General features: G+C 71.5%; 24 protein-coding genes and 1 pseudogene. 9 read left to right on the forward strand and 16 right to left on the reverse strand.

Annotated features, from left to right (window positions below):
• Positions 1-137: 137 nt before the first annotated feature.
• Positions 138-3542, reverse strand: coding sequence for a pyruvate carboxylase (locus ABH923_RS03570; RefSeq protein WP_370054010.1), 3405 nt, complete (start codon positions 3540-3542; stop codon positions 138-140).
• A 79-nt stretch (positions 3543-3621) separates the two neighbouring features.
• Here ABH923_RS03570 and ABH923_RS03575 point away from each other — a divergent pair, with 79 nt between their 5' ends.
• Positions 3622-4431, forward strand: a complete 810-nt coding sequence (locus tag ABH923_RS03575; protein ID WP_370057281.1) for a ParA family protein — start codon at positions 3622-3624, stop codon at positions 4429-4431.
• Between the two features lie 93 nt (positions 4432-4524).
• Here ABH923_RS03575 and ABH923_RS03580 read toward each other — a convergent pair whose 3' ends face one another.
• From ABH923_RS03580 to ABH923_RS03595, 4 genes are all read right to left on the reverse strand, one after another.
• The gene (locus ABH923_RS03580) at positions 4525-5076 is read right to left on the reverse strand and encodes a MerR family transcriptional regulator (RefSeq protein ID WP_370054011.1); all 552 of its coding nucleotides are present in this window, start codon (positions 5074-5076) and stop codon (positions 4525-4527) included.
• A gap of 119 nt (positions 5077-5195) precedes the next feature.
• The gene (locus ABH923_RS03585) at positions 5196-5891 is read right to left on the reverse strand and encodes a MerR family transcriptional regulator (protein ID WP_370054012.1); all 696 of its coding nucleotides are present in this window, start codon (positions 5889-5891) and stop codon (positions 5196-5198) included.
• Between the two features lie 7 nt (positions 5892-5898).
• Complete coding sequence (locus tag ABH923_RS03590) at positions 5899-6348, reverse strand: FHA domain-containing protein (protein WP_179609324.1); 450 nt, start codon at positions 6346-6348, stop codon at positions 5899-5901.
• A gap of 58 nt (positions 6349-6406) precedes the next feature.
• A complete protein-coding gene (locus ABH923_RS03595; RefSeq protein WP_370054013.1) occupies positions 6407-7036 on the reverse strand; it encodes a CDP-alcohol phosphatidyltransferase family protein in 630 nt (209 codons plus the stop codon).
• 63 nt (positions 7037-7099) lie between these two features.
• On the opposite strand from ABH923_RS03595, the gene ABH923_RS03600 reads away from it, so the two are divergent.
• Complete coding sequence (locus ABH923_RS03600; RefSeq protein WP_370054014.1) at positions 7100-7927, forward strand: DUF1295 domain-containing protein; 828 nt, start codon at positions 7100-7102, stop codon at positions 7925-7927.
• Here the strand turns inward: ABH923_RS03600 and ABH923_RS03605 are convergent.
• Positions 7911-8408 (reverse strand): hypothetical protein, encoded by a 498-nt coding sequence (locus tag ABH923_RS03605; protein ID WP_370054015.1) that lies wholly within the window; start codon positions 8406-8408, stop codon positions 7911-7913. The two genes, ABH923_RS03600 and ABH923_RS03605, sit on opposite strands and share 17 nt — an antisense overlap.
• Positions 8409-8481: 73 nt before the next feature.
• Here ABH923_RS03605 and ABH923_RS03610 point away from each other — a divergent pair, with 73 nt between their 5' ends.
• Genes ABH923_RS03610 through ABH923_RS03620 form a run of 3 tightly spaced genes read left to right on the forward strand, consistent with a single transcriptional unit; the run spans position 8482 to position 10165 of the window.
• Positions 8482-8982, forward strand: coding sequence for a hypothetical protein (locus ABH923_RS03610; RefSeq protein ID WP_370054016.1), 501 nt, complete (start codon positions 8482-8484; stop codon positions 8980-8982).
• Positions 8979-9356: an RNA-binding S4 domain-containing protein gene (locus ABH923_RS03615; protein WP_370054017.1), complete on the forward strand. Its 378-nt coding sequence runs from the start codon at positions 8979-8981 to the stop codon at positions 9354-9356. Before ABH923_RS03610 ends, ABH923_RS03615 begins: the two co-directional genes overlap by 4 nt.
• Positions 9356-10165, forward strand: coding sequence for a DUF72 domain-containing protein (locus tag ABH923_RS03620; protein WP_370054018.1), 810 nt, complete (start codon positions 9356-9358; stop codon positions 10163-10165). The genes ABH923_RS03615 and ABH923_RS03620 overlap by 1 nt, the downstream gene beginning before the upstream one ends.
• Here the strand turns inward: ABH923_RS03620 and ABH923_RS03625 are convergent.
• A complete protein-coding gene (locus tag ABH923_RS03625) occupies positions 10162-10551 on the reverse strand; it encodes a VOC family protein (RefSeq protein WP_370054019.1) in 390 nt (129 codons plus the stop codon). The two genes, ABH923_RS03620 and ABH923_RS03625, sit on opposite strands and share 4 nt — an antisense overlap.
• 33 nt (positions 10552-10584) lie before the next feature.
• Positions 10585-11532, reverse strand: a complete 948-nt coding sequence (locus ABH923_RS03630) for a DnaJ domain-containing protein (RefSeq protein WP_370054020.1) — start codon at positions 11530-11532, stop codon at positions 10585-10587.
• Between the two features lie 112 nt (positions 11533-11644).
• On the opposite strand from ABH923_RS03630, the gene ABH923_RS03635 reads away from it, so the two are divergent.
• Positions 11645-12028 carry a glyoxalase superfamily protein gene (locus ABH923_RS03635; RefSeq protein WP_370054021.1) on the forward strand — a complete coding sequence of 128 codons (384 nt, stop codon included), beginning with the start codon at positions 11645-11647 and terminating at the stop codon, positions 12026-12028.
• On the opposite strand, the gene ABH923_RS03640 is transcribed toward ABH923_RS03635, so the two are convergent.
• From ABH923_RS03640 to ABH923_RS03670, 7 genes and pseudogenes are all read right to left on the reverse strand, one after another.
• On the reverse strand, positions 12025-12912 hold the full coding sequence (locus tag ABH923_RS03640; protein WP_370054022.1) for a prenyltransferase: 888 nt from the start codon (positions 12910-12912) through the stop codon (positions 12025-12027). The two genes, ABH923_RS03635 and ABH923_RS03640, sit on opposite strands and share 4 nt — an antisense overlap.
• On the reverse strand, positions 12909-13304 hold the full coding sequence (locus ABH923_RS03645; RefSeq protein WP_370054023.1) for a lycopene cyclase domain-containing protein: 396 nt from the start codon (positions 13302-13304) through the stop codon (positions 12909-12911). The genes ABH923_RS03640 and ABH923_RS03645 overlap by 4 nt, the downstream gene beginning before the upstream one ends.
• Positions 13301-13630, reverse strand: coding sequence for a lycopene cyclase domain-containing protein (locus ABH923_RS03650; protein ID WP_370054024.1), 330 nt, complete (start codon positions 13628-13630; stop codon positions 13301-13303). Before ABH923_RS03650 ends, ABH923_RS03645 begins: the two co-directional genes overlap by 4 nt.
• Positions 13627-15258 (reverse strand): phytoene desaturase family protein, encoded by a 1632-nt coding sequence (gene crtI, locus ABH923_RS03655; RefSeq protein WP_370054025.1) that lies wholly within the window; start codon positions 15256-15258, stop codon positions 13627-13629. The genes ABH923_RS03650 and crtI overlap by 4 nt, the downstream gene beginning before the upstream one ends.
• A gap of 11 nt (positions 15259-15269) precedes the next feature.
• Positions 15270-16193: a phytoene/squalene synthase family protein gene (locus tag ABH923_RS03660; RefSeq protein WP_370057282.1), complete on the reverse strand. Its 924-nt coding sequence runs from the start codon at positions 16191-16193 to the stop codon at positions 15270-15272.
• A complete protein-coding gene (locus ABH923_RS03665) occupies positions 16190-16636 on the reverse strand; it encodes a polyprenyl synthetase family protein (RefSeq protein WP_370057283.1) in 447 nt (148 codons plus the stop codon). The genes ABH923_RS03660 and ABH923_RS03665 overlap by 4 nt, the downstream gene beginning before the upstream one ends.
• Before the next feature lie 67 nt (positions 16637-16703).
• Positions 16704-17318, reverse strand: a pseudogene (locus ABH923_RS03670) (polyprenyl synthetase family protein); the annotation flags it as partial.
• Positions 17319-17392: 74 nt separating this feature from the next.
• Here ABH923_RS03670 and ABH923_RS03675 point away from each other — a divergent pair.
• On the forward strand, positions 17393-17950 hold the full coding sequence (locus tag ABH923_RS03675) for a MarR family winged helix-turn-helix transcriptional regulator (RefSeq protein ID WP_370054026.1): 558 nt from the start codon (positions 17393-17395) through the stop codon (positions 17948-17950).
• Here ABH923_RS03675 and ABH923_RS03680 read toward each other — a convergent pair.
• Positions 17931-19433, reverse strand: a complete 1503-nt coding sequence (locus ABH923_RS03680) for an SDR family oxidoreductase (RefSeq protein ID WP_370054027.1) — start codon at positions 19431-19433, stop codon at positions 17931-17933. The genes ABH923_RS03675 and ABH923_RS03680 overlap by 20 nt on opposite strands.
• A gap of 93 nt (positions 19434-19526) precedes the next feature.
• Between ABH923_RS03680 and ABH923_RS03685 the strand changes: the two genes are divergently transcribed.
• Together ABH923_RS03685 and ABH923_RS03690 are read left to right on the forward strand one after the other, a co-directional pair.
• Positions 19527-19868 carry an ATP-dependent DNA ligase gene (locus ABH923_RS03685; protein ID WP_370054028.1) on the forward strand — a complete coding sequence of 114 codons (342 nt, stop codon included), beginning with the start codon at positions 19527-19529 and terminating at the stop codon, positions 19866-19868.
• 72 nt (positions 19869-19940) lie between these two features.
• A complete protein-coding gene (locus tag ABH923_RS03690) occupies positions 19941-20123 on the forward strand; it encodes a hypothetical protein (RefSeq protein ID WP_370054029.1) in 183 nt (60 codons plus the stop codon).

Consider the following 20123-nt stretch of genomic DNA (forward strand, 5'->3'; position numbering starts at 1 on the left):
CGTGCACTCCTCCTGCCGCTCGACGGCGGCGACTGCGACAGTTTACCGGGCGGCCGCCCGCGTCGACAGCGAGCGATGCCCGCCGGACGTGCCGCAGCGCTCCCCGCACGGGCGGAGAGCGCTGCGGACGGGGCCGGTCAGGCCGGGGTGATGACGACCAGGAGGTCGCCCGCGTCCACCTGCTGGGTCTTCGGGATGGCGAGGCGCTCGATCGTGCCTGCGACGGGGGCGGTGATCCCCGCCTCCATCTTCATGGCCTCGATCGACGCGACGGCCTGGCCCGCGGCGACGACGTCGCCGGGGACCACGTGCAGCGTCACGACGCCGGAGAACGGCGCGGCGACATGACCGGGCTTGGCGGAGTCGGCCTTCTCGGCCGCCTTCGTCTCGACCGTGATGCTGCGGTCGCGCACGAACACCGGCCGGAGCTGGCCGTTGAGCGTGGTCATGACCGTGCGCATGCCCTTCTCGTCCGCCTCGCCGATGGCCTCCAAGCCGATGTAGAGCCGCACGCCCTTGCTGAACTCGATGACGTGCTCCTCGCCGGCGCCGAGGCCGTAGAGGTAGTCGATCGAGTCGACCACCGAGAGGTCCCCGAAGAGCTCCCGGATCTGCTCCTGGATGCGGGTCGGCGCCGGGAAGAGCAGCCGGTTGAGCGTCGCCCGGCGCTCGGCGCTGGAGCCCTCCAGCGCCTGCGCGTCGGCGGCGGAGACGTCCTCCACGCCGATCTTGATGTTCTTGCCCGCGAGCACCTTGGTGCGGAACGGCTCCGGCCAGCCGCCGGGCAGCTCCCCCAGCTCGCCGGCCATAAAGCCGACCACCGAGTCGGGGATGTCGTAGTTCTGCGGGTTCTCGGCGAAGTCGTCCGGGTCCGCCCGCACGGCCGCCAGGTGCAGGGCGAGGTCGCCGACCACCTTCGACGACGGCGTGACCTTGGGGATGCGGCCCAGGATCCGGTTCGCCGCGGCGTACATGTCCTCGACCAGCTCGAAGTCCTCCGCGAGACCCAGCGCCTTGGCCTGCTGGCGCAGGTTGGACAGCTGGCCGCCGGGGATCTCGTGCTTGTACACGCGACCGGTGGGGCCGGGCAGGCCCGACTCGAACGGGCGGTACACCTGGCGCACGGCCTCCCAGTACGGCTCGAGGTCCTCGACCGCGGTCAGCGAGATGCCGGTGTCGCGCTCGGTGTGGGCCAGGGCCGCGACGAGAGCGGAGGCGCTCGGCTGGCTCGTGGTGCCCGACATCGGCGCGCTCGCGACGTCGACCGCGTCGGCTCCGGCGCGCGACGCCGCGAGCAGGGTCGCGAGCTGGCCGCCGGGGGTGTCGTGCGTGTGGACGTGGACCGGGAGGTCGAACCGCTCGCGGAACGCGCTCACCAGCTTCTCGGCGGCGGACGGGCGCAGCAGGCCCGCCATGTCCTTGATCGCGAGGATGTGCGCGCCGGACTCCACGATCTGCTCCGCGAGGCGCAGGTAGTAGTCGAGCGTGTAGAGGTCCTCGGCCGGGTCGAGCAGGTCGGCGGTGTAGCAGACCGCGACCTCGGCGATCGAGGTGCCGGTGGCGAGCACCGACTCGATCGCCGGGCGCATCTGCGACACGTCGTTGAGCGCGTCGAAGATGCGGAAGATGTCGACTCCGGTCGACGCGGCCTCCCGCACGAACGCGTCGGTCACCTGGGTCGGGTACGGGGTGTAGCCGACGGTGTTGCGGCCGCGCAGCAGCATCTGGATGTTGATGTTCGGCAGCGCCTCGCGCAGCGACGCGAGCCGCTCCCACGGGTCCTCGCCGAGGAACCGGAGGGCGACGTCGTAGGTCGCGCCGCCCCAGGCCTCCACCGAGAGCAGCTCCGGGGTGAGCCGGGCGACGTACGGCGCCACGGCCAGGAGGTCCTTGGTGCGCACGCGGGTCGCGAGCAGCGACTGGTGCGCGTCGCGGAAGGTGGTCTCGGTGACCGCGAGCGCCGTCTGCGCACGCAGCGCCTCGGCGAAGCCCTTCGGGCCCAGCTCCAGCAGCTTCTGCCGCGAGCCGGACGGCGCGGGCACGCTGAGGTCGAGGTGCGGGAGCTTCTGTGCCGGGTCGGCGACCTCCGGCCGCGGGCCGTTGGGCTGGTTGACGGTGACGTCGGCCAGCCAGTTGAGCACCTTGGTGCCGCGGTCCTTGGACTCCCGGCCCTTGAAGAGCTGGGGGCGCTCCTCGATGAATGAGGTGGAGACGTTGCCCGCGATGAAGTCCGGGTCCTCCATGACGGCCTGCAGGAACGGGATGTTCGTGGCGACGCCGCGGACGCGGAACTCGGCCAGCGCACGCCGCGCGCGCAGCACGGCGGCCGGGAAGTCCCGGCCCCGGGTGATGAGCTTCGCCAGCATGGAGTCGAAGTGCGGGCTGATCTGCGCGCCGGGGTTGATCGTGCCGCCGTCCAGGCGGATGCCCGCGCCGCCCGGCGACCGGTACGTGGTGATCTTGCCGGTGTCGGGACGGAACCCGGCGGTCGGGTCCTCGGTCGTGATTCGGCACTGGAGGGCCGCGCCTCGCATCTGCACCGTGTCCTGGCTGAGGCCGAGGTCGGCGAGGGTGTCCCCCGCCGCGATGCGGATCTGCGACTGCACCAGGTCGACGTCGGTGATCTCCTCGGTGACCGTGTGCTCCACCTGGATGCGCGGGTTCATCTCGATGAAGACGTGCTCACCCGCACGGTCACCCGCGGTGTCGAGCAGGAACTCCACGGTGCCGGCGTTCTCGTAGCCGATCGACTTCGCGAAGGCGATGGCGTCGCGGTACAGCGACTGGCGGATGTCGTCGGACAGGTTCGGCGCCGGCGCGATCTCGACCACCTTCTGGTGGCGGCGCTGCACCGAGCAGTCGCGCTCGAACAGGTGGATGGTGTCGCCCTGAGAGTCGGCGAGGATCTGCACCTCGATGTGGCGCGGGCGCAGCACGGCCTGCTCCAGGAACATGGTGGGGTCGCCGAACGCGCTGTCGGCCTCGCGCATGGCCTCCTCGAGCGAGCCGCGCAGCTCCTCCTTGGTCGCGACCCGGCGCATGCCTCGGCCGCCACCGCCGGCGACCGCCTTGGCGAAGATCGGGAACCCGATCGCGTCGGCTCCCGCGAGCAGCTCCTCGATGTCGCGCGACGGCGGGGTGGACTTCAGGACGGGGACGCCCGCCGCGATGGCGTGCTCCTTGGCGGTCACCTTGTTGCCGGCCATCTCGAGCACCTCAGCGCGCGGGCCGATGAACGCGATGCCCGCCGCGCGGGCGGCCTCGGCCAGCTCGGGGTTCTCGGAGAGGAAACCGTAACCGGGGTAGATCGCGTCCGCGCCGGACTCCTTGGCGACCCTGATGATCTCCTGCACATCCAGGTAGGCGCGCACCGGGTGGCCCGGCTCGCCGATCTGGTAGGCCTCATCCGCCTTCAGCCGGTGCATCGAGTTGCGGTCTTCGTACGGGAAGACGGCGACCGTGGCGGCGCCCAGTTCGTAGGCGGCGCGGAAGGCCCTGATGGCGATTTCACCGCGATTGGCAACGAGGATCTTACGGAACATGGGGACCTTTCGAGCAGGGGTCGGCACCACACAGCAAACGGTTAGGTAGTCCAAGACTAGTGAAGGTAACGTGGCTGTCGTGCACGTACTCAGCGTTAGTTCCCTCAAGGGCGGTGTCGGAAAGACCACGGTGACACTTGGTCTGGCCTCGGCGGCGTTCGCGAAAGGGCTCCGTACGCTGGTCGTCGACCTCGACCCGCAGTCCGACGTCTCGACCGGCATGGACATCCAGGTCGCCGGTCACCTCAACGTGGCCGACGTGCTCGCGTCGCCCAAGGAGAAGATCGTCCGCGCGGCGATCGCGCCCTCCGGCTGGACCAGGGGCCGCGCCGGCAAGGTCGATGTGATGATCGGCAGCCCGTCCGCGATCAACTTCGACGGCCCGCACCCGAGCATCCGCGACATCTGGAAGCTCGAGGAGGCGCTGGCCAACGTCGAGCACGACTACGAGCTGGTGCTGATCGACTGCGCCCCGTCGCTGAACGCGCTCACCCGCACGGCCTGGGCGGCCAGCGACCGCGTGGCGGTCGTGACCGAGCCCGGCCTGTTCTCGGTGGCCGCCGCCGACCGCGCCCTGCGCGCGATCGAGGAGATCCGCCGCGGCCTCTCGCCGCGCCTCCAGCCGCTCGGGATCATCGTCAACCGCGCCCGCGTGCAGTCGCTGGAGCACCAGTTCCGCATCAAGGAGCTGCGCGACATGTTCGGCCCCCTAGTGCTCGCGCCCCAGCTCCCCGAGCGCACGTCCCTGCAGCAGGCGCAGGGCGCGGCGAAGCCGCTGCACGTCTGGCCGGGTGAAAGTGCGCAGGAGATGGCGCACAACTTCGACCTGCTCCTGGAGCGCGTCCTCCGCACCGCCAAAATCGGCGAATACGCCGTAGCCGGCAACTGACCCCGACTCCCTCACCGTCGAGTACGTAATAAATCGACGAAAAACCGCCGAGTACGCGGATCATCGACGTACTCGACGGTCAGGTCAGGTGGGTCAGGAGGCCTTGGACTTGGAGGCGCGGCGGGCGGCGAGCTCGTCGAGGTCCTCGCCCTGGGTGTCCAGCTCGACGAGGGAGGACTCCACCTCGCGGAGCACCTTGCCGACGGCGATGCCGAACACGCCCTGGCCGCGGCTGACGAGGTCGATGACCTCGTCGTTCGACGTGCACAGGTAGACGCTCGCGCCGTCGCTCATCAGCGTGGTCTGGGCCAGGTCGTTGACCCCCGACTCGCGGAGCTGGTTGACGGCGGTGCGGATCTGCTGGAGCGAGATGCCGGTGTCGAGCAGCCGCTTGACCAGCTTGAGCACGAGGATGTCGCGGAAGCCGTAGAGGCGCTGCGAGCCGGAGCCGGCCGCGCCGCGGACCGTGGGCTCCACGAGGCCGGTGCGCGCCCAGTAGTCGAGCTGGCGGTAGGAGATGCCGGCCGCGCGGGCCGCGACGGCGCCGCGGTAGCCGTTGGCGTCGTCCATCTCGGGGAGGCCGTCGGTGAACAACAGCCCCAGGTCGTACCGGGCGGCGTCGTTGTCACGACTCAGTTCGCTCATGATGACTGCCCCTCGGTTGACGGATCGTGCGCTTCATGATGAGGCGCTTCAACCACGGTACCCATCCCCCGGTCGCCGGGCAACGACATCCGGAAAACGTCCTCGGCGTGTCGAGTCGGTCAGGGCTGGAGGCGCGTCAGGGCGGCGCGGATGATGCTGCCCCGGACGACGTCGAGCTGCCCCGCGATCTCGCGGGCGAGCTCGGCGGTCTGCGGTCCCGCCGTCACGTCCTTGCGGCGCGCCAGCGGAACGAGAGCGGTCTCGATCAGCCCGATCTCCCGCTCGGCGGCGGCGCGGAACCCGCGGAGGTGGCGCGGCCCGATCCCGGTGCTGGACAGTTCGGCGAGCGCTCGGAGCATGGTCAGCGTGTCCTCGCCGTAGACCTCTGCCGGCACGACGAGCGAGGCGCTGATGGCCTCCTGCAGCAGTTCGGGGGTGGCGCCGGCCTCGCGGAGCAGCTCGTCGCGGTGGAACCGGCGGCCGGCCGGAAGCATCGACGCCGAGTCGCGGGCTCCCCCGGGAAGCGGCGGGTTCTCGCCCGCGTCGAGAGCGGCGAGGTACTTCTTGATGACCTTGAGCGGAAGGTAGTTGTCCCGCTGCATCGCCAGCACGGTGTGCAGCCGCTCCACATCGGCGGGCGAGAACTTGCGGTAGCCCGACGCCGTGCGCGACGGCGCGATGAGCCCGCGCTCCTCGAGGAAGCGCAGCTTGGACGACGACAGGTCCGGGAACTCGGGGGTCAGGCGCGCCAGCACCTGGCCGATCGAGAGCAGTGCGGGCGAGGCCGTGTGCGCCCTCGCTGCTTGCCGGGCCACTGGTTCGTTAGTTCTTCGCCGCAGCGGCGAGGTCTTGCCGTGAGGCGTAGAACGTGAGCCGGAACTTGCCGATCTGGACCTCGGACGAGTCGCTGAGCAGGGCGCTCTCGATGCGCACGCCGTCGTAGTACGTGCCGTTGAGCGAGCCCAGGTCGCGGACCTCGAAGGCCGTGCCGCGGCGCGTGAACTCCGCGTGGCGGCGCGAGACGGTCACGTCGTCGAGGAAGATGTCGGCGTTCGGGTGGCGACCCGCGCTGGTGACATCGGCGTCGAGGAGGAAGCGGGCTCCCGTATTGGGACCGCGCCGCACGATGAGCAGGGCGGAGCCCGACGGCAGCGCCGCGATCGCCTCCTGCTCCTCCGGGCTGATCTCACCGTCCATCGGGAACATCTTGGAGATGAACTCCTCGCCGAAGCGCGCGGTCGTGTCCTCGTTCCCCGTCGCGGCGTCGCGCAGGGGGTTCTCGGCGTCGCGGCCGTCGTCGGCAGCAGAAGCCCATTCAGGGTAGTTCTCGTCAGGCACCGTCAACCTCCTCGTGGTCAAGCCTATCGGAATGTGGCCCGCTGTCATCGGCCGGGAGGCGGATGACCCGTGCGGTCTCGCGAATGTAGACGATGCCGGCCCACCAGTAGAGGAAGGCGCCCCACAGTGCGAAGGCCCAGCCGAGCGGCAGAGAGAAGGGCGCGAGCGGGTCGAACGCCTCCCCTAGCATGAGCAGCGGGAGGGCGCAGAACAGGCAGAACGTGGCGATCTTGCCGAGGCGGTGGACCGGAAGCGGACCGAAGCCGTGGTTCGCCAGGATCACCCCGAGGACCGCCAGCATGACGTCGCGCGCGAGGATCACCGCCACCAGCCACCAGGGGATGACCTCCCGCCAGGCCAGGCCGACGAGGGCGGCGAAGATGTAGAGGCGGTCGGCGGCGGGGTCGAGGAGCTGCCCGAGCCGGGACACCTGGTTCAGCTTCCTGGCGAGCCAGCCGTCGAGGAAGTCGGTGATGCTGGAGACGACGAGGACGAGGAGGGCGAGAGCGTCCTCCCCCGTGATCACGAACGCCAGGAACACCGGCACCAGAGCGAGCCGGAAGAAGCTGAGGACGTTCGGGATCGTCCACACGCGCGAGCTCACCGCGCCGACACCATCCACGATTCCACTCTACTGACCGTGGTCCTCCCGTCGAGGGAGGTCTACGACCCTAGGATGTGGGGCGTGGAGCCCTTCTTCGTGTGCCTCTGGATCCTCGCGGGCGTGTGCGCGGCGACCTGGGTGCTGTCGCTGGTCACCGGCGAGCACTCCTGGGTGGACCGGATCTGGTCCATCGTGCCCGTCGTCTACGTCTGGGTGTTCGCCATCGCGGCCGGCCTGCACGACGCCCGGCTCGACCTGATGGCCGGGCTCGTGACGCTGTGGGGCGCGCGGCTGACCGTCAACTTCGCGCGCAAGGGCGGCTACGCGCCGGGCGGCGAGGACTACCGCTGGGAGGTGCTGCGCGGCCGGATGGGCCCCGGCGCCTTCGCTGTCTTCAACCTGTTCTTCATCGTGATCTACCAGAACGTGCTGCTCCTGCTGATCGCGCTGCCCGCCTGGACCGCGTTCCAGCACCCGACGCCGCTGAACGGCTTCGACCTCGTGTGCGCCGTGCTGTTCCTCGTGCTGCTCGCCGGCGAGACGGTCGCCGACCAGCAGCAGTGGGTCTTCCAGAACAGGAAGAGGGCGGAGGTCGCCGCGGGCCGCGAGCCGAGCCCGCGCTTCCTGCAGACCGGGCTGTTCCGCTATTCCCGGCACCCCAACTTCTTCTGCGAGCAGGCCCAGTGGTGGGTGGTGTTCCTGTTCGGCTGCGTGGCGGCCGGCTCGCTGCTGCAGTGGACCGTGATCGGGCCGCTGCTGCTCACCGGGCTCTTCATCGGCTCCACGGTCTTCACCGAGAGCATCTCGCGCTCGCGCTACCCCGAGTACGCGGAGTACCAGCGCCGCACGTCGCCGATCGTGCCGTGGTTCCCGCGCCGGGGCGGGGAGGCCGTCACGGCGCGGTCGTGACGGCGCGCGCCGGACGCGGGAAGGCCTCCCGCATATGGTCGGAGTCGAGGTAGTCGGCCACGCCGATGAGGATGAGGCTGAACACGATCTGTTCCGTCACCATCCAGAACGGGTAGAGCCCGGGGATCGCGGCGATGACGAGCGTGATGACCGGGAAGATCTTCGAGAACAGCCGCAGCCGCGAGTAGGCCCAGTAGTAGCCCTTCTGCGCGCGCCAGGCGAAGTAGAACAGCGTGACAGTCATGCCGAGCACGACGACCGAGCGCATCCAGACCGCGAACGGGACGGGCGCGCCGTCGAGCGTGAGCACGAGCGCGATGACGACGGCGGTGGTGCCGACGACGAGTTCGGCGACCAGCAGCCAGGCGATGACGACGAACGCGCGGCGCGTCCGCGGGTGGTCGCGCCCTTCCTCCGGGACGGTGTAACCGGCGTGGCGTCCGCCCGCGATCCGGTCGAGCCGTCGGAGCAGTGAATCCATGTATTCACGGTAACGTGACGCGGCTGGGAGATGCTTCCACCTTTCGATGGATCCAGCGCGTACGGTTGGATCCATGTCCTGCATCCGCTTCAACACCCCCGCTCAGCGCCAGGCCATGCGCGACCACAGCCCCGCGATGCTGACCGCGGAGGAGGCCGCTGCGCTGCACCCGGCGCCGGAGTTCACGGAGAGCAAGCTGCGGCGGCTGCGGCTGCTGGCGACGGACCCGAATCCGAAGATCCGGGAGGCCGTCGCGTCCAGCTACAACACGCCGCTCGACCTGTTCGAGACGCTCGCGAAGGACCCCGACGAGGGCGTGCGCGGCTGCGTCGCGAAGAACGAGGCGACGCCGTGCGACATCCTGCGCTCGCTCGCAAGCGACCGGTCGGAGACGGTGCGCGGCTGGGTCGCGGTCAACTATTACGTGCCGGCGGATGTGATGGACAAGCTGGCGAAGGATCGCAGCCGGACCGTGCGCAGCCTCGTGAAGTGGAAGGCGCAGCTCGCCGAAGAGGAAGGCACGGCGGAGGAGGGCGCGCCCGTGCGGGCCGAGGAGCCCGCCCTCCAGCCATGACCGGCCCGGCCATGACGAGCGTCCGCGTCGACGCCTGGGCGTGGGCGGTGCGGCTCTACAAGACGCGGTCGGCGGCCTCCGACGCCTGCAAGGCCGGGCATCTGAAGGTGAACGGCGACCGGGCGAAGCCGTCGCAGCAGGTGAAGGTCGGCGACGAGGTGCGCGCCTTCGTCGGCGGCTCGGAGAAGATCTATATCGCCCGCAGACTGATCGTGAAGCGCGTCGGGGCGGCGATCGCGGCCGAGTGTTTCGAGGATCTGACGCCTCCCCCGCCGCCGAAGGCCGAGACGCCGTCGGACATCACCCGCGAGCGCGGCTCCGGCCGCCCGACCAAGCGCGACCGGCGCCTGCTGGACCAGCTGCGGGGCCATTGATGGCGGTGGCGCGGGTGGGGATCTCCGGGTGGACGTACGCGCCCTGGCGCGGGGTGTTCTACCCGAAGGGCCTGCCGCATCGTGCGGAGCTCGAGTACGCGTCGCAACGGCTCAACTCGATCGAGCTCAACGGCAGCTTCTACGCGCTGCAGAAGCCGTCCAGCTTCCGCACCTGGGCGGCGAGCACGCCGGACGACTTCGTGTTCTCGGTGAAGGGCGGCCGCTACATCACGCACATCCTGCGCCTGAAGAACGCGCGGGCGGCCGCGGCCAACCTGTTCGCCTCCGGGGTGCTGACCCTCGGCCCCAAGCTCGGCCCCCTGCTCTGGCAGCTCCCGCCGAACCTGCAGTTTGACCCGGAGGCGCTGGACGCGTTCCTGGCGATGCTGCCGAAGACGACCGCGGAGGCGCGGGCGCTGGCCGCGGACACGACCCTGGAGCAGGACAGGACGGACTACTCCGGCGGGGACGACCGCCCGCTCCGGCACGCTGTGGAGGCACGGCACGCGAGCTTCGCCGACCCCGCGTTCCCGCGCCTCTGCCGCGCGCACGGCGTCGCGGTGGTGCTCGCGGACACCGCAGGGCGCTATCCGGTGCTGCGCGAGACGACCGCGGACTTCGTGTACGTGCGCCTGCACGGCGACGAGGAGCTGTACGCGAGCGGGTACACCGACGAGGCCCTCGACCGCTGGGCCGGCGAACTGCACGAGCGGCTCGCGGAGGGGCTGGACGTCTACGCCTACTTCGACAACGACCTGAAGGTGCGGGCGCCGTACGACGCGATGGGGCTGCTGGGGAGGCTGCGCTAGCCCGCCAGCACCGACATCACGTTGCCCGCCGGGTCGCGGAACCAGGCGATGTCCGGTCCGCGATTGACGGCCCGGCCGCGCGCGATGCCCTTCTCGTCGGTGTGGAGGTCGTCGTCGTCGTAGATCTTGGTGACGACGCCTTTCGCGTTGAGGTCGTCGACGGCGACGTCGATGTCGTCCACGGCGAGGTTCAGGATCGTGTAGCTCGCCGGGGTGTGGTCGGGCTTCGGGTAGACGAAGACGTGGCCGCCGCTCGGGAGGGCGATGTCGAGGTTGCCCCCGGGACCCTCCGTCACCTCCAGGCCGAGGGCGTCGCGGTAGAAGTCGCGGGCGGCGTCGATGTCGTTCACGCTGAAACCGCTGAAGATGTCGATTGCGTTGACCATGGCGCCCACTCTGCCCCAGCGCGGCGACGGAGTCTAGACGAAGCGCACGGCCTCCTGCAGCCGCGGCCGCAGCTCGAAGGCGCGGTCGACGCTGGCGCGGCCGGCGGCGTCGGCTCCATCACGGAGGATCTTCGGCAGCAGCGAGCGCCGCACCACCGTCGCACCGGCCAGCCTCCCGCGCTGCACGACGTCGAGCGGGACGGCGAGGGCGTCGTCCGGGACGACCACGATCAGGCCGGTGAAGCGAACGCCCGCCTGGCGCGCGAAGCTCTTCGCGGAGTTGTGCAGCTCGTGGAAGGGCTCCTCCTCGCGGCCGATCCCCTCGCCCACCAGCTCGCCCTTGGCGAGCTTGACCTGGCTCCCCCAGTCGGCGGAGCGGATTGCGAACAGGCCGGCGGGGCCGAGGACGATGTGGTCGAGCTTGGCGTCGGTGGCAGGGTGCACGGCCACGTCGTTCCAGATCGTGAAGCCGATGCCGAGGCCCGAGACGGCGCGCGCGGTCGCCTCCTCGGCGAGCGCCTCCGCCAGCAGTAGACGGATCTCGCGCGGCGCGGAGCGCACCAGCCCCGGGTCGTACGGGTCGGCGAGATCCGTGCCGCGGCCCATCCACTCGCGCATCAGGGTGAGGAAGCGCTCGCGCGCACGGCCGCCGGGATGCCCGTAGCTGCGCGCGCGCACAGTCGGCCCGCGGCCCGCCGAGCGGGTGGGGTGCACAGTGGCGCTGAAGCCGCCGCCGCCCGACTCGCCGGAGACGGCGTCGACCACCAGGGACTCGCCGCGGTCGTAGCGCGCCCGGTCCTCCGGGTCGCCGACCTGCTCCCAGGCGAACTGGACGGCCTGGAACGCCTCAGCGGTGCCGCCGGTGTCGGGGTGCGTGAGCCGGGCGAGCCGGCGGTAGGCGCGGCGCAGTTCCTCCTGGCTGACGGTCGCGCTGACGCCGAGCACCTCGTAGGCGCTCGGCGCGGCGGGACTGTCACTCATGGTTCACGAGAGTAGCGGGCGGATCCGCGAATTCGCTCGATTTCGATTGAGGACGGTATGTGACCGCATGCCGCAATAGCCTGGTCTCACACCAACCGGAAGGGCAGGAATCATGACCATCAGCGACTGGCGCATCGAGCTCATCATCATCCCCGTGACCGACGTGGACCGGGCCAAGGCGTTCTACGTGGACGCGCTCGGCTGGCACGCCGACTTCGACCAGCGCGTCTCCGACACGCTCCGGTTCGTGCAGGTGACGCCTCCCGGCTCGGCCTGCTCGATCGCGTTCGGCGAGGGGCTGACCGACATGGCGCCCGGCACGATGAAGGGGCTGCAGATCGTGATCCCGGACGCCGACGAGGCGCTGGAGCACCTGCGCAGCAACGGCGTCGAGGCGCAGGGCGTCGACGAGCAGGCGTGGGGCCGCTTCGTCTTCTACACCGACCCGGACGGCAACGGCTGGAGCCTCCAGCAGCTCGTGCCGCAGAACCGCTAGCGGGTCGATCCCAGCGCGTAAGCGATCAGCAGCAGGGTCACCACGAACCCGCACGCGTAGTTGATCCAGAGGAAGCGCCGCCAGCCCCGGTTGGCGGCGCTCGCGCGTGCGTCGGGGACCGACCAGTACGGCGCGGCGGTGAGGATGTACGGCACGGCGAGCACGGCGGCGAGCGGCCCTGGCCACGCGGTGCCGAGCATCGCGACGCCGGCGGCGGCCCAGGCGAGGATGGCGAGCCGGGTGGTGCGGGCGGCGCCGAGCGCGGTCGCGATGGAGGCGATGCCGGCCTCCCGGTCGGGGACGACGTCCTGCACGGCGCCGAAGGCGTGGCTGCCGACGCCCCACAGGAAGAACGCGAGCAGCAGCAGCCAGAGCTCCGGCGTGAAGACGGCGCCGGCGAGAACGAGCCCGTAGAGCGCCGGGCTGACGAAGTGGAAACTCGACGTCGCCGAGTCGAGGAACGGGACCTCCTTGAACCGCAGCCCTTTCACCGAGTACGCCAGCACGGCGAAGACGCTCGCGGAGAGCACCAGCCACGACAGCGGCGAGCCGACCACCACGAGGAAGACCAGGAACGGCACGTTCGTCACGGCGGCGGCCACGAGCGTGCGGCGATGCATCCCCCGGTCGAGGAGGGCGCCCTCCGCGCCGCCCTTGCGCGGGTTGCGCAGGTCGGACTCGTAGTCGAACACGTCATTCACCCCGTACATCGCCAGGTTGTACGGGATGAGGAAGTAGAGCGTGCCCACGACGAGCACGATGTCCACCCGGCCGGTGGTGACCAGGTACGCCGCGGCGAACGGGAAGGCGGTGTTGATCCAGCTCAGCGGGCGGGAGGCGAGGAGGAGCTGGCGGCCGGCGGACGGCACGACGGCGGTGGTCATCGGCCGCTCCGATCGTGCGTGCGAGCGGCCTCCGTCGATTCTCGGGTGCCGGTGGGCTCCTGGGGTCTGGATCGCAGCAGCAGCCAGAGGCCCGGGAGCAGCATCAGTCCGGCGATCGGATATGCGAGGTCCTCGACCGGGACGAGGCCGACGTGCACGCCGGAGATCGCGGAGGCGGCGTAGGTCATCAGGCCGGCCGCGATCATCAGGTTGTCGAAGACGGCCGTGAGCACCACGAGTACCACGCCCGTGACGACGGCGGGGAGGGTCCAGCGCGCGACGAGCCGGGCGCGGTCCGGCGCGCGCACGAGACCGGCGACCAGCACGGCCGCGGCGAGCGCGAGGAACACGACGCTGAGCAGCGGGTAGGTGCTGAGGACTGGATAAGTCATGGGCGCTCCCTCCGGTCGAGCAGCGCGCGCGTCCCGAACAGCAGCACGAGCGTCAGGTAGCAGAGGAACGCCAGGAAGACCGGCTCCTCCAGCGGGAGCTGGGGCGCGAGTTCGATCCCGGTCATGAAGGGCGACCGGCCGCGGGCGAAGACGCCGAGCGCGATGCCGAGAACGTCCCAGGCCAGGAAGAAGACCACTCCGGCCGCGAGCACCAGGCCGGCCCTCCGTGCGGCGCCGCCGCGCCAGAAGACCAGCCGGAACCGGCGGTCGAGCAGCACCAGCGCACCGAGGGCGACCAGCAGGCAGGCGAGGTAGGCGACGCTCACGGGACGCGCTCCCCGGCACCCACTGGACCCGCGGCGGTCGCCGGCCGCAGCGGCTCCGGGAGCGGCGCAGCGGTGTCGTCGCCGCGCAGGCGCTTGAGGACGAGCTCGGCGCTGATCAGGCACATGGGCAGGCCGATCCCGGGGATCGTCGACGACCCGGCGTAGAGGAGGCCGTCGACCCGCTTCGAGGCGTTCCCCGGACGGAAGAAGGCGCTCTGCCGGAGGGTGTGCGCGAGTCCGAGCGCTCCGCCCATCCAGGCGTTGTAGTCCTGCGCGAAGTCGTCGGGCCCGACCGTCCGGCGCACGACGATCCGGTCGGCGAGGTCCGGGATGCCCGCCCAGGCGCCCACCTGTGCGATCGCCGCGTCGACCGTCTTCTCCACGAGCCGGTCACCTGCTCGGTCGACGCCGCCGCGGCCGATCGAGACATCGGCGGCGACGGGGACCAGCATGAAGAGGTTCTCCGAGCCCTCCGGCGCGACGCCGGGGTCGGTCGCGCTCGGCTTGCAGACGTAGAGCGACGCGGGATCGGGGATGACCGTCCCCCGGCCCCAGCCGCGCCGGGCGCCGTAGATGCGCGCGAAGCCGGCCTCCCAGTCGGTCGTGAAGAACAGGTTGTGATGGGTGAGCTCGGGGAGCGCGCCACGGACGCCGAGCATCGCGAGCACGGCGCCGGGTCCGGGATCGCGGCGGTCCCAGCTGCGCTCGGGATGGGTGCGCAGCTCCGGCGGCAGCAGCTCGGTCTCGGTGTGGTGGAGGTCGGCGGCCGAGACCACGACGTCCGCCTCGGCGACACGCGGGCGGCCCGCAGCGTCGACGTACTCGACTCCCGTCACGCGCGCACGCCGTGCGCCCGGCTCCGTCCGGATCGCCGTCACCCGCGCCCCGGTCACCAGCTCGGCGCCCGCGGCTTCGGCGAGCGCGGCGATCCGCCGGATCAGCTCGGTGAAGCCGCCCAGCGGATAGCGCACGCCGTCGTCGAGGTCGAGGTGGCTCATCAGGTGGTACATGCTGGGCGCCCGGCCGGGCGAGGTGCCGAGGAAGACCGCGGGGTAGCCGAGGAGCTGGCGCAGCCGGGTGTCGCGCACGAAGCCGGCGGCGTACCGGTCGAGCGGTTCGAGCAGGAGCCGCGCCAGCCTCCCCGCGCGGCGCAGGACGGCGGGGTCCAGCAGCGGGCCGGGGGTGGCGAACGTCGCGTAGAGGAAGCGGTCGACCGCCAGGCGGTACGTCTCGGCCGCGCTCGCCAGGTAGCGGTCGAGGGCGGCGGCGGCGCCGGGCTCCACGCTCTCGAACAGCGCGCGGTTGCCCCGCCCGTCGGCCCGGATGTCGAGCGGAGCCTCGCCGGACTCCGCGAACAGGCGGTAGCCGGGGTCGAGGGTGACGAGGTCGAGCTGCTCGGCCGCGCTCGTGCCGAGCAGCCGGAAGAAGTGGTCGAACACCTCCGGCATCAGGTACCAGGACGGCCCGGTGTCGAAGCGGAAGCCGTCCGCCTCCCACAGCCCGGCCCGGCCGCCCAGCGCGTCGTTCTGTTCGAGGAGGGTGACCCGGCGGCCGTCGCGCGCGAGCAGCGCCGCGGTGGCGAGCCCGGCGATCCCGCCCCCGACGATGACGACGCGATCGGCGGCCATCTGCCGCTCCGTCACCGCAGGGACCCGGTGGAGGCGCGCAGCAGGATCGCGAGCTTGACGCCGTTCGGCACCCGCACCCGGCGGACCAGCAGCTCGGAGGCCGGGGTCCGCCGGATCCGGTCGCTCAGCTCGGAGAACAGCCCGTGGGCGGCGGCGATCGCGCGCCGGCAGTTCTCGGGCAGCTCCGGGATGGCGTCGGCGGCGGCGCCCAGGTCGCAGTCGATGTCCACGACGAGCGCGAGCTTCTGCCGCTCGGTGAGCCGCGCCGGGTCGATGCCGGGGAAGTAGCTGCGGCCGAGCTCGGCGTAGTCGACGGCGAGGTCGCGCAGGAAGTTGATCTTCTGGAACGCCGCACCGAGCCGTCGCGCTCCCGCCTCCAGCCGGCGCCGGGTCGGGTCCGGCACAGGCGAGTCGGCGAGGAAGACGGCGAGGCACATCAGCCCGACGACCTCCGCGGAGCCGTAGACGTAGGCGCTGAGCTCGTCCGCGGTGAAGTCCACCGGGTCGAGGTCGCGGCGCATGGAGGCGAAGAACGGCCGGGTCAGCTCGGCGCCGAAGCCGGCCGACCGCGCCGTGCGGGCGAAGGCGTGCACGACGACGTTGGCGCTGTAGCCGGTGCGCAGCGCCTGCTCGGTGTCGTCCTCCAGCGCGCCGAGCACCTCCCTGATCTGGTCCCCGGTCAGGCCGGCCTCCGCCGCGGCCCCGTCCACGATCTCGTCGGCCACCCGGACGAGCGCGTAGACGTCCTCGACCCGGGGACGGACGGACGGCGACAGCAGCCGCGTCGCCATCCCGAACGAGGTGGAGTACTCGTGGATGATCGTGGCGGCGCTGCGGTGCGCTGCCCGGCCATACAGCGTCAGGTCGGTGTCGGAGACAGGGGCGGAGGACCCCTCTGGGGAGGTCTCCGACGCCGACGGCTCTGTACGCGTCATGCCGTCCTCCCGACGCAGCCGAGGGCGACGCGGGTCAGCGTCGCGGCGAGCGCGGACGGCAGCAGTGGAGTGTCCAGGGCGGCGACCGCCCCGGCCACGTGGTCGGCCAGCAGACGCTCGGCGAAGGCGCGCGCTCCGCAGCGCTCGAGGCCGGCGGCGAGCTCCGCCGTCTCGTCGGGGCCGAGGTCGTCCCGCCCGAAGAGCGGCTCCAGGTCGGGCCACTGCGCCGTGCCGCGGGCGAAGGCGATGAGCGTCGTCTCCTTGCCCTGCCGGAGGTCGCCGACCGCGGTCTTGCCCGTCACGCTCTCGTCGCCGTACACCCCGAGCAGGTCGTCGCCGAGCTGGAAGGCGACGCCGACGAGCCGGCCGTAGCCGGCGAGCAGCTCCACGACCTCGTCGTCCGCGCCCGCGAGGAGGGCGCCCGCGGCGAGCGGCCCGGACACCGAGTATTCCGCGCGTCTTGTACGCGGTCATCGCGAGGACATCGGGCAGCCCGCTCGCGGACATCCCGGTGGCCAGCCCGACATCGGCCAGCTCGCCGGCGGCGGTGACGAAGACGGACCGGTCGACGAGGTCGAGCAGCCGCGAGCGGGTGGCCTCCTCGACACTCAGCCGCGCGACGCGCTGGGCGGCGGCGTGCAGCAACAGGTCGCCGGCGAGGATGGCCGCCGACTCGCCCCAGAGCCGGGCGCGGGGAAACCCGGCTCCCCGGAAGAGGGCGTCGGCGCTGAACTCGCCGGCGACGTTCGGACGACCGCGACGAACCGTGTCGCCGTCGATCACGTCGTCGTGCAGCAGGAAGGCGGTGTGCAGGAGCTCGAACGCGAGCGCGGTCTGGACGGCGGAGGTGCGATCCTCCGCCTCGCGGCAGCCGAAGCCGGCCAGGCCGTGGAACGCCGACAGCACCAGCCGGGGCCGGAGCCTCTTGCCGCCGCCGGCGGACTCCCCCACGGCCTGCCACAGGCGGGTGTACTCCTCGCCGTAGGTCGCGGCGTCGCGCTCGCGGGCGTGGAAGAAAGCGGTCAGCTCGCTCTCGACGGACTGCAGGTCCTCGTCGACGGGGTCGGGGGCCGGGACCTCCGCGACACTGGGTTGCTCCGTGAGTTCCGGGCGAAGCTGGGTCATTTCGACCCTCCTTTACCTAGCCTGGTTAGCAAATAACTTAGCACGCTTCTTACGAGGGGCAATAGGATGTGCGCATGAGTTCCAAGGAGGACGCCCGGCGCATCTCCGGGTCCCTGATCGACCCGCGCGTCATCGACCCGCGGCAGGAGCTCGTGCGCCACGACGACCTGAGCGACGAGGAGCTGCAGGAGGTCATCGGCGTCCTCGACGCCGTCCGCGGCTGGCGGGAGGCCGAGCAGCGCCTCAGCTTCGAGTCCCGCACCGCCATGCAGCTCAACGAGACCGACATGAAGGCGCTTCGCTACATCATCGCGTCCATGAACGCCAACGTGGCGGTGACCGCGGGCGCCCTCGCCGAGCACCTGCACATCTCGACCGCCTCCGTCACCAAGCTGCTCGACCGGCTCGAGCGCGCCGGTCACATCGTCCGCAAGCCGCACCCCACCGACCGCCGCGCCGTCACGGTCGAGATCACCCTGGAGACCCACCGCCAGGTGCGCCGCACGATGGGACTGCAGCACGCCCGGCGATTCGAGGTCGCCCGGGCGCTCAGCCCCGAGGAGCGCGCGGTCGTGACGCGGTTCCTCCACGACCTGAGCGCCACGACGCTGGTCACGGCTCCGCCGGAGTGACACCTTCCGCAGGCCCGGAACGCGACGCCCGCTCGGCCTCCACGACGATCCGCTCGGCCATCCCGGCGAAGATGATCCCGTGGAACGGCAGGATCGCCAGCCAGTACAGGCGGCCGGCGAGCCCCTGCGGGAAGAACACGGCGCGCTGGCGGTAGCGGGACCCCGCCCCGTCCGGCGTGACGCCCAGCTCCAGCCAGGCGCGGCCGGGCACCCGCATCTCGGCGCGCAACCGCAGCGCCGAGCCGCGCTCGATGGCCTCCACGCGCCACCAGTCGAGGGCGTCGCCGGTCTGCAAACGGTCGGCGTCGCGCCGGCCGCGGCGGAGGCCGACGCCGCCGGCCAGCTTGTCCAGCCAGCCGCGCAGCGCCCAGGCGAGGGGGAAGGAGTACCAGCCGCGGTCGCCGCCGATCCCCTCGATCACTCGCCAGACCTCCGCGGGCGGCGCCGTGCTGGTCCGTTCGCGCACGTCGGTGTAGACGGTGTGGCCCGTCCAGTCCGGGTCGGTCGGCAGCGGGTCGCTGGGCGCGCCGGACACCGAGGCGTCCTGCCAGCTCGTCTCGACGGTCCCGGCGCGCAGCCGCGCCAGTGCCAGGCGCACGGACGCGCGGTAGCCGGTGAGGCCGCCCTCCGGCGGCGGGATGACGGCGTCGATGTCGTGCTCCCGCATCACGCAGTCGTACTGCAGCGACTCGATGATCGGCACGGCGAGCGCCCGCGGGATCGGCGTGACCAGGTTCACCCACTGCGACGCCAGCCACGGGGTGAACACCGGTAGCGACGCGATCGGCCGCTGCCGCAGCCCGGCCTCCAGCGCGTAGCCGTTCATCATCTGCCCGTAGCGGAGGATGTCGGGGCCGCCGATGTCGAAGGCGCGGGACACCTCCGGCGGGAGCTCGGCGGCCGCCAGCAGGTAGTGCAGCACGTCGCGCACCGCGATCGGCTGGATGCGGTTGCGCACCCACCGCGGCGCGGGCATGTACGGGAGGACGTCGGTGAGCTGCCGGATCATCTCGAACGACGCCGAGCCGGAGCCGATGACGACCCCGGCCTGCAGCACGACCGTCGGCACACCGGAGTCCAGGAGGATGCGGCCGACGGCGACGCGTGAGCGCAGGTGCCGCGAGAGCGGGCCGTCCGGGTGCAGCGCGCCGAGGTAGACGATCCGGCTCACGCCCGCCGCCGTCGACGCCTCGGCGACGGAGCGCGCAGCGTCCGCCTCCTCCTCGTCGAAATCGCCGGTCGCGCGCATGGAGTGCACGAGGTAGTAGACGGTGTCGACCCCGCGCACGGCCTCCTCGACCGACGCACGGTCGTGCAGGTCGCCCTTCGCCACCTCCACGTCGTGCGCCCAGGGCACGTCGGTGAGCTTGAGCGGCGACCGCACCAGCACCCGAACGCGGAAGCCGCGCTCCAGGAGGCGGGGCACCAGCCGGCCGCCGATGTAGCCGGTGGCGCCGGTGACGAGGACGCGTCGAGGTTCCACCGTGCGACCATACCCCCGGCGCACGGAAAAGCCGCGGGACAGTTTCCTCGCGCCGAATGCGTGCATTCACCGGGATTCAGGTACGGTTTTCGCATGGGCAAGCTCGTTTACGGCGGTTCGACAGAGATCGGATTCGAGGACAGGGTCCTCGCACACCTGCAGATCGTGGTCGGGCTGAAGCTGCGGCGGAAAGAGGGCTTCTTCTTCTCCTGGCGCGACGAGCAGGGCGTCGGCGACGGCCGCAGCGCCATCTGGGTCGACCCGGCCATCCCGCTTCTCTTCCGCTACAGCGGCGGACGGCCGCCGACGATCAACAAGAAGTGGCTGGAGGCGCTCACCCTGTCCTCCAACAGCGCCCAGGGCCTCCAGCTCACCGAGGAGATCGGCGCGCTCGGCGCCGACGAAGTCAACGCCGACTCGCCTCCCGGACGCTGATCCGGCAAGGCTTGATCGTCTCCCAGCCCACGCCTAGTGTTGGGCGTGAACATGGCAGATGGGAGGCGCGCCATGGCATCGGAATCAGAAGACCCGCTCGTCGCTGCCGCTCCGGCGGAGGCGCCCGTGGCGGAGACCGTCGCCGCCCCCGCGGACGCGGAGGCCGGTGCGGATGAGGCCGCTCCCGGGGATCGCCCCGGGGACATCCCGTTCGACGAGGCGGTCGCAATCAACGAGAACCCCGAGCTCGGCTGA

The sequence above is a fragment of the Leifsonia sp. EB41 genome, assembly GCF_041262565.1.
GTDB lineage: Bacteria > Actinomycetota > Actinomycetes > Actinomycetales > Microbacteriaceae > Leifsonia.